The organism is Nocardiopsis halotolerans DSM 44410, from assembly GCF_000341065.1.
Taxonomy (GTDB): Bacteria; Actinomycetota; Actinomycetes; order Streptosporangiales; family Streptosporangiaceae; genus Nocardiopsis; species Nocardiopsis halotolerans.
The window spans coordinates 25,955-39,140 of the sequence record NZ_ANAX01000163.1 but is presented as its reverse complement, the minus strand read 5'-3'; the positions used below and the strand labels follow the sequence as shown (position 1 = coordinate 39,140).

Here is a 13,186-nt window from a genome sequence, read left to right as displayed (position 1 = left end):
GGCCCGCCGATGACGGCGGCGGTGATGCCGTAGACGAACACGACGTCGAAGGCGTTCGGGGAGATGAACGGTGGTCCGGCGAGCATGCCCGCCAGGGCGCCGATGAAGGAGGCGATCGCCCATCCGGCGGTGAGCATCAGGCCCACCCGCACGCCGCTGAGCCGGGCGGCCTCGGGGTGGAAGGCGGCGGCGCGCATGCGCAGGCCCAGGGGGGTGAACCGGTACAGGGCGAACAGCAGCAGCGCGACGGCCCCGACGGACACCAGGGCGAACACGTTGGCGGGCGAGAAGCGGCCCACGTAGCTGAACGCGTACCCGAACCCGTGCTGTTCGTTGCCCCAGATGACGCCGACCAGCCCCTGGACGACCAGGAGGAGTCCGAGGGTGACGATGATGGCGTTGAGCTGGGAGGCGCGGGCGATGGGCCGCACGATGAACCGCTCGACCAGCGCGCCCGCGACCAGGCCGGCGGTGAGCGCCGAGGCGAAGCCGAGCCAGTACGAGCCGGTGAGCTGGGTGACGGTGTAGGCGGTGTAGACCGCGATCAGGGCGAGCGCGGTCTGGGCGAAGTTCACCAGGCGGGTGGCCTGGTAGATGATGACCAGGGACAGCGCCAGCGCCGCGTAGGCCGCCCCGGACGCCAACCCGTTGAGGGTCAGGTTGATGAAGTGGGTCATGTGGGGCTCCTCTAGAAGCCGAGGTAGGCGTGGCGCGTGCGGTCGTCGGCGAGCAGGTCGGCGGAGGCCCCCTCGGCGGCGACGCGTCCCTGGTTGAGGACGAACCCGGTCTCGGTGACCGCCAGTGCCCCCGCGGCGTTCTGTTCGACCAGGACGACGGTGAGCCCGGTGCGGTCGCGCAGGTCGCGCAGGAGGGTGAAGATCTGCTTGGTGACCAGGGGCGCCAGTCCGAGTGATGGCTCGTCCAGCAGCAGCACCTTGGGACGGGCCATGAGGGCGCGGCCGATGGCGAGCATCTGGCGTTCGCCGCCGGAGAGGGTGCTGGCNGCCCCCCCCCCGCCGCTCGACCAGCGGCGGGAAGAGTTCCAGGACCTCCCCCATGGCGGACCTGCTCCGGCGGTCGGAGCGCCACAACCCTCCCAGGCGCAGGTTCTCCTCGACGGTGAGTTCGACGATGACGCCGCCGCCCTCGGGGACGTGGGCGAGGCCGCGCGTGATGACCTTCTCGGCGGGCAGGCGGGTGATGTCCTCACCGTCGAGCAGAACGCGTCCGGAGGCGGCCGGGTGGAGTCCGGTGAGGGGGCGCAGCAGGGTGGTCTTGCCCGCGCCGTTGGCGCCGAGGACGGCGCACACGCCTCCGGCGGGGACGGTGAGGGAGACGCGGTCCAGGGCGCGGACGGCGCCGTAGGAGGCGCTGAGCTCCTCGACGGACAGCAGGGGCTGGGCGGCACTCATCGGGCGGCTCCGTTACCGGGGTCGGGGTCGGGCGCGGAGTCGGCGGCGGGTGCTGGGGCGGCCGTGGGCGCCGGGTCGGCGGCACCGTCGTCGGAGGTGCCGAGGTAGGCCTGGGCGACGAGGGGGTCGGCCTGGATCTGGGCGGGGGTCCCGGTGGAGATGACCCGGCCGAAGTTGAGCACCACGATGTGGTCGCAGACCCGCATGACCAGGTCCATGTGGTGTTCGACGAGGACGACGGCCATGTCCCGGCCGAAGTCCCGGATCTGGTCGGCGAGGGCGTCGATCTGCCCGCCGGACAGTCCGCTGGCGGGTTCGTCGAGGAGGAGGGCTTCGGGCTCTCCGACGCAGGCGCGGGCGAGGGCGACCTGCTTCTGCACGCCGTAGGGCAGGGTGGCGGGGAGCTGGTGGGCGTGCTCGGCGGCCCCGAAGCGTTCCAGTGCGGCCATGGCACGGGAGCGCAGTTCGCGTTCGTCGCGGTGGTGCCGCCCCAGACCGGTGAGCAGGGAGAGGGGGCCTCCGGCGGCCAGGCGGTCGGCTCCGACGACGACGTTGTCCAGGACCGTCATCATCGGGAAGAGGTTGAGGCCCTGGAAGGTGCGGGCGATCCCCGCCCGGGCGAGGTGGTGGGGACGGCGTCCGGGCGGCGGGGCGCCCTTCCAGGTGACGGTGCCCGCCGTGGGGCGCAGAACGCCGGACAGGACGTTGAACAGGGTGGTCTTGCCCGCGCCGTTGGGACCGATGAGCCCGGTGACGGTCCCGGGCACGGCACGGATTCCGACGTCGTCGAGCGCGGTGAGGCCTCCGAAGCGCACGGTCACCCCCTCCGCGCTCAGGAGGGGCTCCGTTGCGGTCGTTGTCATGGCTGCCTTTCTCCTCGGCCAGAGGCGTACCGACCAGTTGGTATGAGAGAGGTGGTCGACGGCGCCGCGGCCGTCGGCACGGGGGTCGGGTGGACGGACGGATCAGGTGAACAGGCGGGCCAGGTCCACGCGGGACCTGATGTTGAGCTTGCGGAAGATGCCGCGCAGGTGGTGTTCGACCGTGCGCGGACTGATGAACAGGTGGGCGGCCACCTCCCGGTTGGTCGCCCCTTCGGCGACCAACCGGGCGATCTGCTGCTGTTGCGCGGTCAGTTCGCTGGTGGAGGTGGGGTCGGGGCCGCGTTCGGCGGTCCCGATCGCGCGCAGCTCGGCGCGGGTCTGGCGTGCCCACAGCCGCGCTCCGAAGCGTTCGAAGGACTCCAGCGCGTTGTACAGGTGCTCCCGGGCCCGCCCGGGTAGGCGGGCGCGGCGCAGGTGGGCGCCGAACAGCAGCTGGGTGCGCGCGTGTTCGACGTCGTCGTCACCGCAGGCCCGGTGCAGGGCCAGGGCGTTCTCGAAGTGGTCGGCGGCCTCGTCCCCCGTGGCCAGGAGCCCCGAGCCCCGGGCGGCCAGGGCCAGCGTGCTCGGGCTGCCCACCGACTCGGCCCAGCGGCGGTACCCGGCCAGGGACGTGCGCGCCCACTCGGTCTCGCCCATGCGGGTCGCCGCCTCCACGAAGTGCGGCGCGGTGAGCAGCCGCATGGTGGGGTGTCCGTGTCCGGGCGTCGCGTGCACCAGGGCGCGCAGTCGGAAGAACGCCTCCGCGGCGTTGCCCCGGGAGAGCTCCAGGACGGCCAGGGCCCACGCCGCCAGGGCGGCGGCCAGGCCGAGGCTGTTCTCGCCCGCCTGGGCGGCGACCGCGCGGGCCCGGATGCGGCAGGTGTCCACGTCGCCCTGGATCGCGGCGATCATCGCCAGCGACGCCAGGTGCTGGGTGGCCCACACGGTCTGACCGCTCTCCCGGGAGACCCGCAGACCGGTGAGCGCGGTCCCGGCGGCCGAGGGGAAGCGTCCGCTCCAGAACTCCGAGAAGACCAGGAAGCCCAGCGCGGCGGGCATGGTGGCCCGCTCTCCCCGCATGCGGCCGACCTCGACCGCGCGGGAGGTCACCGAACGCACGAACGGCGCGTCGCCCAGGCGCAGACCGCTGATGCCCGCCCAGACCAGCTCGGAGGGCTTGGCGATCTCGGCCAGCCCGGTGGCCTCGCGCAGCAGCGGGGTGGAGCCGGGGTAGTCGCCCCGGAAGGAGAGGGCGCACCCCTCCAGGAAGGCCGCGACCATGCGCATCGGCGCCGGGTCGTCCGGGCGGACCAGGGGGAGGGCCAGCTCGGTGGCGCGGCCGTGGCGGACGGCGTCCCCGCCGAGGGAGGCGGAGTCGGCCGAGCGCACGAGGGCGCGCAGCGCCAGGGAGCGGTCGTGCGGAATGAGTTCCCGGCCGACGGTGAGCAGGCGTTCGGCCACGTCCAGGGCGTTCTCGCCGCGCATGGCGATCTGCGCGTCGATGAAGTCGGCGGTCACGCGCCGCCGGTCGGACACCGCGAGGGGCCGCGCCTGGGCGAGCAGGCGGGTGGCGCGTGTGGAGCTTCCGGCCATGTAGGCCTCGTAGGAGGCCGTGGTCAGGCGGCAGGCGCGCTCGTCGGGGTCGGGGCTGAGGGCCGCGGCGCGCTCGAGGGCGTGGGAGGCGGCGNNCGGGAGCCGCTTGACGCGGCGGGCGGCGGAGGTCACGGCGTCGGCGAGCCCGGCGTCGGGGGCACCGGTGCCCGCGGCGGTGTGGCGGACGAACTCCGCGGGTGACAATTCGGGGTCGCACACCCGGGCCAGGGCGCGGTGGGCCGCCCGCAACCTGCCCGCGGGGGCGTCCTGGGCGATGGCCTCGCGTGTCAGGGGGTCGGTGAAGACGACCGTGTCGCCCTCCACCCGGACCAGGCCGCGTTCCTCCGCGGGTTCGAGGTCGGTGATGGTCGGCGCGCGCCTCCCGGCTGCCTCCGCCGCCTCCGTGACCTCGGCGGACCCGACGGTCTCCGCGGCCTCCAGCAGGTGGTGGACGCGGGGCGCGTCGCCGAGGGCGGCGAGCAGCAGGAGATGGCGTGCCCGTTCGGGCAGCCCGCGATAGGGGGCGAGGAAGTCGGCGCGCAGGCGACCGGGCAGGCGCGGCGGGTCGGGAAGGGACTCCTCGCCGAGGACCTGGGCCCGGGACAGTCCGCGCAGGAGGCCGAGGACGGCGGCGGGGTTGCCGTGCGCGGCGCGGACCAGGGCGGAGCGCACGGCCGCGGCGGGGGTGACCGGCGCGCTGTCGGTGAGGAGGTCGTGGACCGCCCGCTCGTCCAGGGGCGCGAGCACGAGTTCGGCGACGCCGGGGACGAGTGCGTCGGGGGTGGGCTCGGCGGCGGTCTCGGGCAGGCGGGGTCCCGAGGGCTTTCCGTGGCCCTCGCGCGCGGTGAACACGACGGCGACGGGGGTTCCGCCGAGGCGCCGGGCGGTGAAGGCGAGGGCGTCCAGGGAGGGGGTGTCGAGCCGGTCAGCGTCGTCCACGCAGATCAGGAGGGGGCGATCGTGCTCGGCGGCGGTGCGGGAGAGCAGTTCCACCAGCCCGGTGTAGAGGGTGAGGCGGTCGTCGTCGGCGACCGCCCCCCGGGTGAGGACGTCGAGGAGGGGGACGCGCCACGGCCCGGGGAGGCGGTCGGCCTCCTCCGTGAGGGGACGGAGGAGGCGCTGGAGTCCGGCGAAGGGCAGGGCCGCCTCGTCGGGGATCCCACCCGCGTGGAGCACGGTGAAATCACCTGCGGACCCGCGCACGTGGTCCAGGAGGGCCGTCTTGCCCCTCCCGGGACCGCCGGAGAGGAGCAGGGACGCGCCCTGGCGGGCCCTCGCCCCGTCCAGGACGTCGGCGAGGGCCCGCTGCTCCGGGTCACGACCCCGGAGGCGGACGTTGGGGGGTTCCGTGTTCCTGCCAGCCACGTGCTCACATTCGCACAGCGGACCCCCGTCCCGGCAGGTGCGAGCGGGCACACTGGTCGTTTCACCGATGCCCGCACGGAGTCGCCCGGGTCCGTTCGGACCGGCTCCGGAGGGGGTACCCCAGGTGTACGCGGGACGCGTGCGCGGACGCGGTATCCCGGTGCCCACCTGCGTTTCCGCCACCCGGGAGAGTGACGGAGCTCACCCCGTCAGGGGCCCGTGAGCCCGTTCCGGCGGCTCCACGGACACGAGTGCTGGTTATCAAGCCGTAACGTGCGCGCAACGGCACCCCCGCGATAACGACAAACAGGACAAAATATCCCACGGATAGCTTTTTGTCTTCTTCAGGACACTGTCGCGGCCACCCCTCTCGGGGATATCCAGTCCGGGACGCCCCGCGAGGGCGCCCCCACGGCAGGAGGGACACCGACGCCCATGGAGAACCGCTCCACGACAGCACACGACAGGCGGCAACCGGTAGCCGCCGGTGCCCGCGCCGGAAACCGTACGGCGCCTCCCACGTTCGGTGTCGAGGAGGAGTTCTTCGTCGTCGATCCCGGCACCCGCCTCATCGCGTCGCGGGCGCCCGAGGTACTCGCCAACACCCACCTCCTGGTCGACCACCTGTGCGGCGAGTTCAGCCGCGTGCAGCTGGAGGCCAACAGCCCCGTGTGCGACGACGCGGGCGACGCCCTGCGCTTCCTGCGCGCGGCCCGCGGCGAGCTCAACCGCGCCGCCACCGCCGCCGGACTCTCCGTCGTCGCCTCCGGTACCGCCGTCCTGGGGGATCCGGCCTCGGCACGGGTGAGCGAGGGCCGCCGCTACGCCGACATCGCCGCGCACTTCGCCACGCTGCGCGAGTCGCACGTGGTGTGCGGCTGCCACGTGCACGTGGGCGTCCCCGACGGTGAGACCGCCGTGTCCGTGAGCAACCACCTGCGCCGGTGGCTGCCGTTCCTGGTGGCGCTGTCGGCGAACTCCCCGTTCCACGCCGGTCGCGACACCGGGTACTCCAGCTGGCGGACGGTCGCCTGGAACCGGCTGCCCTCGGCGGGACCGCCCCCGCTGCTGCGCTCCCTGGCCGAGCACGAGCAGACGGTGCGGGCGCTCTCCGACGCCGGGGCGATCCTGGACCGGCACATGGTCTACTGGGACGTCCGCCTCTCCGAGCACCTGCCCACGCTGGAGGTCCGCGCGAGCGACGTGGCCTCCACCGCGGAGGAGGCGCTGCTGTTCGCCCTGCTCACACGCGGCCTGGTGAGCCGCGCGCTCACCGACGTCCACTACGGGATCCCCGCGCCGGGCATCCCCGACCAGGCGTTGCGCGCCGCCGTGTGGCGGGCCGCCCGGGACGGCCTGGAGGGTGTGGTGCCCGACCCGCTGACCGGCGAGGCGCTGCCCGGAGCGCTGGCCGCCGACCGGCTGTTACACGCCGCGCTCCCCGGGCTGCTCGCCAACGGCGACGCCGACCTGGCCGCCGCGCTGCTCGACCGCGTGCGCGCGGCCGGGAGCGGCGCGGCGCGCCAGCGCGCCGCGTACGCCCGCCGGGGCAGCCTCGCCGACGTGGTGGACCACCTCGCGGCCCAGACCCTGGGAGGCCTCGGCCCCGCCTGAACCGGAGCCCACGCGAAGCGGGCCGGGCACCCGGACTGGTGGTCCGCGAAGCCGGTTGTCCACAGGGACGAACGGGGCTGGCGGGAGGAGGCGCGGACCGCCCATCGCCGGCGCGGGGAACGTCTGAGCTGTTCGGAACCCTGCCGGAGCCCCCCGTACCACGGTCCCACACCCACGGCGCTGACGCCGGGCCCCTGTGGACGGCCGAGTCGTCCACAGGGGCTACCGTCCCGCACGGATCCGGGGTTTCCTGGACACGGGGGGCGCTAAGGAGCCGCCAGCACCGTGCTGCCCGCACCCGGGCCTCCCCGTCCCGCCACCTCCTCCATGGTGGGCGGGTTCGCGCCCTCCCGGGTCACCGTGACCGCGGCGACGGAGACGGCGAACCCCAGCAGGTCCTCCAGTTCCGTCTTGTCCAGTCCGGCCAGGCGGTCCCGGGGCCCCTCCCCCAGTCGGTCGTGGCGGTCCAGCCAGTTCAGCAGGGCTCCCATGAAGGAGTCCCCCGCGCCCACGGTGTCGGCCACCTCCGTCCTGGGCGCCGCCACCGACACCTCCATACCGCCGGAGACCGCGAGGGCCCCGTCGGCACCCAGGGTCACCACCACCAGCACCGGCCCCAGCGCGGCGAGGGCGTGGGCAGCCCGTACCGGCGACAGGTCCGGGTACAGGAACGCCAGGTCCTCGTCGCTCGCCTTCACCAGGTGCGCCTGCGCGACGTGCCGCAGGACCGACTCCCTGGCCCTCCCGGGATCACCGATGACGTCGTGGCGGATGTTGGGGTCCAGCGTGAGCGTCGCCCGACCGCGTTCGTGCTCACGGCGCAGCATCCCCTCGATCAGGGCGGCCCCGGGTTCCCGGAACAGCGCGATCGACGCGGCGTGCAGCGCGCGCACCCCCGGTTCCAGCTCCTCGGGCAGCTCACCGGGGCGCCACCGCCAGTCGGCGGCGTCGTCCATGCGGAAGTCGTAGCGGGCCGACCCGTCCGGGCCGAGCGTGGCCAGGGCCAGCGCCGTCGGCTCCTCGGCGGCCACCAGCCCCGCCGGGTCCAGCCCCTCCCCGAGCAGACGGGCCCGGATCAGCTCGCCGAAGCCGTCCGCCCCGATCCGCGCGAGCAGCCGGGTCGGCGTACCCAGCCGGACCGCGGAGACCGCCGTGTTGGCCGGTCCGCCCCCGGGGGCCGCCCTCAGCACGTCGGCGCCGTGGGAGGTGGGCAGCAGGTCCATGACGTTCTCGCCCACCACGACGAGCCGGGGGGAGGGCGTGCCCTGCGCGTCCCGTGTGTTCTGGCTGGTCACGCTTTTCCTCCGGAGGTCGGGGCGGTCCCGGGCAGGAGCGCGGCCGCGATGGAGGCCGCCAACCCGGTCTGGGGCAGGAGTGCCGCCTGGTAGGCGTGGTAGACGTCCGGCTTGCCCGGCCACACGCTCGCGGCGGGCCGGTTGGCGGGGTCCAGCTCATGGTGCCAACTGCCGCGCTCCCGGTCCACGTGGTGACGGTCGGCGTAGGCCCACCAGCGCTCGTACAGGTCGGTGTGGGCGTCCCCGCCCGTGCGCTGGCCCAGCGCCCAGGCGGCCATGGTGGCCTCGGCCACCACCCAGTGCATGCGCTCGCGCACGACCGGCCGGTCCTCCCAGTCGAGCGTGTAGACGAACCCGTCGGCGCCGTCGACGGCCCAGCCCCGGCGGACGGCGTTGTCGAACAGGGCCTCGGCGTCGGAGCGCAGCCACGAGGGGGCGGTCTCCCCCGCCCGGCCGAGCGCGACCTCCAGGTGGATCAGCAGACGCGCCCATTCAAGCAGGTGGCCGGTGGTGCTGCCGAAGGGTCGGAAGGGGTGGTCGGGCTGGTCACGGTTGTAGTCGGGGACGGGCTTCCAGTCGGAGGTGAAGTGCTCGGGCAGGCGCCAGCCGTGCTCCGCGGCCACCCCGTGGATCAGGCGTTCGGCGATGGAGAGCGCGCGGCGGGCCCACAGGGCGTCGCCGGTGGCGTCGGCGGCGGCGAGGAAGGCCTCCACCGCGTGCATGTTGCTGTTGGCGCCCCGGTAGTCCTCGGTGGCGTTCCACCCGCTGTCCCAGCTCTCCCGGAGGGCGCCGGCGGACTCCTCCCAGAAGTGTGCCTCCATCACGCGCAGTGCCTCGTCGAGCAGCTCGCGGGCGCCCGGACGTCCGGCGAGGGTGGCCGTGGAGGCGGCCAGGATCACGAACGCGTGCTCGTAGGCTGACTTGCGAGGACGCTCATGGGAGCGCTCCCGGGAAGCGTCCGGGGCGGGGTCCTCCGGCACGTGGTCGAACCATCCGCCCGCCTCCGCGTCGCGCAAGGGTCCCGTCGTCAGGGCCGCAACACCGTGGTCGGCCAGGCGTCCGGCGTCGCCCTCGCCCCGCAGGTGCGCGAGGGAGAACACGTGCGTCATCCGAGCGGTGATCCAGGCGGCGGCGGGCCGGTCGCGCTCCACCCGTCCGTCCGCGTCGAGCCAANTACGGCGGACCCGGCGGCGAAGCGGTACAGCCGCCCCTCCTCCTCGCGCAGCCACGCGGGACGCCCCGGGGCCGGTCGTGTCGATGCTGTCAATCCACTGCCTCCTCAAGGCGTCGGTTCGCGGGGTCCACGCTATCCCGCGATCTCGACACCGCGGTAGCCCGGGGAGCCCGAACAACAGAACACGCCATCAGCACCACAAGGGAGCATTCCGGCCGTTCGGTGACGAAAACTCCCGGGAGATCCGCGTCGCGCGCTCCTCCACGGCTCCGGGAGGAGCCCTCCCCCGGGCAAGGACGAAAACCGGATGCGGCGGGAACCTCCGTCTGCCAGAGTTCCCCCGGCTCCGCACGCGACGGCGGCCGCCCCGCCTCCGCGACGCGCGGGCGCACGGGCGCACGGGCGGCCAGGCGACCGGCGGTCCGCGCCCACCCGTGTCGGCACGTCAGAAAGCAGGCAGACAGCATGGTCCGTCCACACTCCGCCGAACGCTCCGACGAGGACGCCCTGTTCCGGGACCCCCTCCCCCTGCGCGGCAGAACCGCCCTGGTCACCGGTGCCAGNNNACGCCGTCGCCCGCCGACTCGCCGCCCACGGCGCCTCCGTGATGGTCCACCACCACCAGCCGCACGACGCCGAACTGCCCTGGGGCAGCGACGACCTCGGCGCGGTGCTCGACGGCGTACGCGCGGTGCTCGGTGCCCCCGGGGCCCGTGTGGCCGACGTCGGCGCGGACATGGCCGACCCCGAGGCCCCCGGTCGGGTGGTCGAGGCGGCCGTCTCCGAGTTCGGGCACCTGGACGTCCTGGTGGCCAACCACGCCCGCAACGGCGGCGACGCCCCCCTCGCCGAGGTCACCCCGGAGATGCTCGACGGGCACTGGGCGGTCGACGCCCGCGCGCCCATCCTGCTCGCCCAGGCCTTCGCCGCCCGGCACGACGGGCGCCCCGGCGGCCGGGTGCTGTTCATGACCTCCGGGCAGCTCCACGGCGCGATGCCGGGCGAGGTGGCGTACGCGTCGGCCAAGGCGGTCCTGGCCCAGATCACCCCGACCCTCGCCGCCGAGCTGGGTCCGCGCGGGATCACCGTGAACGCCGTCGATCCCGGGCCGGTGCAGACCGGGTACATCGACGAGGACCTCATGAACCACGTCCTGCCCCGTTTCCCCGCGGGACGGGTCGGTGTGCCGGACGACCCGGCCAGGCTGCTGGCCTGGCTGACCACCGACGAGGCCGCGTGGGTGACGGGCCAGGTCATCAGCGCGGACGGCGGCTTCAGCTGTTAGGGGGCTGATCGGACGCGTTGCGCGCGGAGACCCTCGACGCCCCCACGTCGGCGGAGCGGCAGGTCCACCGGATGTGCTCGGCGGACGTGACGGGATCGTCGGCCATGGGGATGTGCCCGCTGCCGATCAGCGAGACCATGCGCGCGTTCGGCACCCGGCGGTGGGCGTGCGCGGCGCTGGACGGCAGCAGCGTCCGGTCGCGGTCGCCCCAGGCGATGGTGACCGGGCACGCGATCGGCCGCGCCGTGAAGACGTACTCGGCGATGCGCGGCACCAGCCGGATGTAGGGCGAACCGCGTTGGAGCCCCCGCACGCTGAACCGGGTCGCCTTGGCCGTGGGCGACGAGGGGTCGCCGCGCAGCGCGATCCGCGCGGCCGCCCTGGCCGGGGCGGTGTCGGCCAGGCGCTCCTTGACCGGCATCGGGACGCGGGTGGCGAGGCGGGACAGGGCGCCGACCGCGCGCATCGCGCGGCGGGCGAGTTCGTCGGAGAACCCCGCCGGGGAGAACACCGTCACCGACGCGGCGCGGCCCCGGACCCCGAGTTCCAGGGCGATCGACCCGCCGAGCGAGTTGCCCGCCAGGTGCGGGCGGTCCAGTCCGTGCAGATCACAGAACGCCTGGACGTCGTCGGTCAGGGTCACGACGTCGTACTGCTCGTCGGGGGCGGGCGCCGGTGTGGCGCCGAACCCCGGAAGGTCCACGCAGATGACGCGGTGGTCCGCGGCGAGTCGGCCCACCACGGCGTTCCAGCTCTGGCGCCTGTCACCGAGGCCGTGGAGGAGGACCACCGGCGGGCCGCTCCCCCGCTCCTCGAAGGCGATACGTGTCGGGTCCATACCGCCTGGTCTACCCGATACGGCCCGTCCTCCGACACGGGCCGTCCGCGGCGCCCTCCCCGGAGACGCCGGGCGCGCGGCCCTCAGCCGTTCTGGGCCGGCTTGGTCAGCGCCACGCCCGCCAGGACCGCGAGCAGGCCCAGCAGCGGGCCGTCGCCCACCCCGACCCCGGACACCGTCAGCGTCAGCATCCCGCCGCCGACCAGCGCCGCGGCGATCAGGACCCGGACCATGCCGGGGGATCCGCTCAGCGACCTCGGCGGGTTCTCGAACCGCACGGCCCAGTGCGACAGCGCCGCGACCAGGGGCAGCAGCACCACCATGCCCGCCACGCCCCACAGCAGCCACAGGCCCGTCAGCGCGTCCGGAGTGTCGATCCCCAGCCCGAACACCAGCACACCCGCCACCACGCTGAGCGGCAGCATGTGCCAGAGGTAGACCGTCATCAGCTGCGGGCAGATCCGGTCCAGCAGTCGCGCCGGGCCCGGGCGCTCCGACCAGGCGCTGATCCGCTCGCGCAGCAGCACCGCGACACCGACCTGGAACACGCCCGCGGCGGCGAGCACCAGGGTCGGCGGTGACACGTTCGAGGAGTCCATGGCGAACACGCCCGTCATGTTCGGCGAGTACGGGCCGACCAGCGCCAGGGTCAGCGCGGTGACGGCGCCGCCCGCCGCCATGCCCGCGGCGTAGCGGAGCCGGATCGTCCCCGTCGCGTAGCGGAAGCCCAGCTGGTGCACGCCCAGCCACACGAACGCCACGTTGAGGTAGCCGACCCATTCGGCCCCGGTGGAGAAGCGGGTCACGTCCACGACCGCCGCGGCGGTCAGGAGCGCGACCGGAACCCACCAGCCGAACCGCTCCTGCGCGCGGACCAGCAGCGGGGTCGCCACGACCACCAGCACGTACACGGCCAGGAACCACAGCACCATGCCCGCGGCCCCCGCCGCCGCCAGGACCGGCTGGATCGGCACCCCGCTCAGGAACAGCACGTGGGAGGCGACGATCCACACGGCCGCCAGCGGTACCACCGGCCAGGCGAGCCTGCGCAGCCTCCGGGCGAACCAGTCCGACGCGGACGTGCCCCGCCCCGAGGCCGAGCGCCAGCTGATGAGGTTGGCCGCGCCGCCGACGAAGAAGATCAGGGGCATGACCTGGACGACCCACGTCAGGACGAAACCGCCCTCGGCGGACAGGACGCTGCCCATCTCCAGGACGCCGCCCTCGTGGGCCAGAACCGGCAGCCACCAGTGCTGCATGACCACCATGGCCATGACGAACAGCCGGATGACGTCCAGGAACCTGTCACGGCCCGCCCCCGGCCGCGGCGTACGGAAGGAGGGCAGCGGCGCGGGGCCGGAGGAGTACGCCGACGGCGCGCCTCCGCGTTCGTTCCCGGCGATCACGGTCATCGGTCGCTCCTTGGTCTCCCCGTACACATGTGCGCCCTCCGAACGCGATGTACGCGCAAGGGGACCGTGTCGGGATCAGGGGGTGGCGACGCGTCCTCGAACGCGCCCGGTGGCGTGGCCGCGTCAGCTCAACGGCTGGCGACGCGTGATAACGACCCTAGGCCTGGTCGATGGGTGTTCGCGATGGATCTGACGCCCCTCTCCGGACGGCGGTTCGCACGACCGTGAGAAGTGGTGCCCGCACCACCGCGCGCCGAGGCTCGACGGGATATGGGCGGCTCCCCCTCGTCGGGGAGAGCACGGGAGCGCCGAACGATGCCCCGGGAGAACCCGGG

6 protein-coding genes and 4 pseudogenes (1 of these 10 only partly in view) are annotated in these 13,186 nt (G+C 74.3%); 2 read left to right on the top strand and 8 right to left on the bottom strand.

Translation table 11 applies throughout. The features are described from left to right. The 4 genes and pseudogenes from D455_RS30225 to D455_RS0112485 all read right to left on the bottom strand — a co-directional run. Positions 1–677 (bottom strand): annotated as a pseudogene (locus D455_RS30225) (branched-chain amino acid ABC transporter permease); it reaches 174 nt to the left of the window's first position. A gap of 11 nt (positions 678–688) precedes the next feature. Further along, positions 689–1,412, bottom strand: a pseudogene (locus D455_RS30220) (ABC transporter ATP-binding protein). Further along, on the bottom strand, positions 1,409–2,275 hold the full coding sequence (locus tag D455_RS0112490; protein WP_017571063.1) for an ABC transporter ATP-binding protein: 867 nt from the start codon (positions 2,273–2,275) through the stop codon (positions 1,409–1,411). The pseudogene D455_RS30220 and the gene D455_RS0112490 overlap by 4 nt, the downstream one beginning before the upstream one ends. A gap of 102 nt (positions 2,276–2,377) precedes the next feature. Beyond that, positions 2,378–5,284, bottom strand: a complete 2,907-nt coding sequence (locus D455_RS0112485) for a LuxR family transcriptional regulator (RefSeq protein ID WP_051064631.1) — start codon at positions 5,282–5,284, stop codon at positions 2,378–2,380. A 384-nt stretch (positions 5,285–5,668) separates the two neighbouring features. On the opposite strand from D455_RS0112485, the gene D455_RS0112480 reads away from it, so the two are divergent. Then, positions 5,669–6,847, top strand: a complete 1,179-nt coding sequence (locus tag D455_RS0112480; RefSeq protein WP_017571061.1) for a carboxylate-amine ligase — start codon at positions 5,669–5,671, stop codon at positions 6,845–6,847. Positions 6,848–7,113: 266 nt separating this feature from the next. On the opposite strand, the gene D455_RS0112475 is transcribed toward D455_RS0112480, so the two are convergent. Further along, positions 7,114–8,142 (bottom strand): carbohydrate kinase family protein, encoded by a 1,029-nt coding sequence (locus D455_RS0112475; protein ID WP_017571060.1) that lies wholly within the window; start codon positions 8,140–8,142, stop codon positions 7,114–7,116. Beyond that, positions 8,139–9,409: pseudogene (locus tag D455_RS30215) on the bottom strand (AGE family epimerase/isomerase). Before D455_RS30215 ends, D455_RS0112475 begins: the two are co-directional and overlap by 4 nt. A 372-nt stretch (positions 9,410–9,781) precedes the next feature. Here D455_RS30215 and D455_RS30210 point away from each other — a divergent pair. Continuing rightward, positions 9,782–10,601 (top strand): annotated as a pseudogene (locus tag D455_RS30210) (SDR family oxidoreductase). Here the strand turns inward: D455_RS30210 and D455_RS0112460 are convergent. Next, positions 10,591–11,439, bottom strand: coding sequence for an alpha/beta fold hydrolase (locus D455_RS0112460; protein WP_017571057.1), 849 nt, complete (start codon positions 11,437–11,439; stop codon positions 10,591–10,593). The pseudogene D455_RS30210 and the gene D455_RS0112460 sit on opposite strands and share 11 nt — an antisense overlap. Positions 11,440–11,522: 83 nt before the next feature. Next, the gene (locus tag D455_RS0112455) at positions 11,523–12,851 is read right to left on the bottom strand and encodes an acyltransferase family protein (protein ID WP_026122569.1); all 1,329 of its coding nucleotides are present in this window, start codon (positions 12,849–12,851) and stop codon (positions 11,523–11,525) included. Positions 12,852–13,186: the final 335 nt, after the last annotated feature.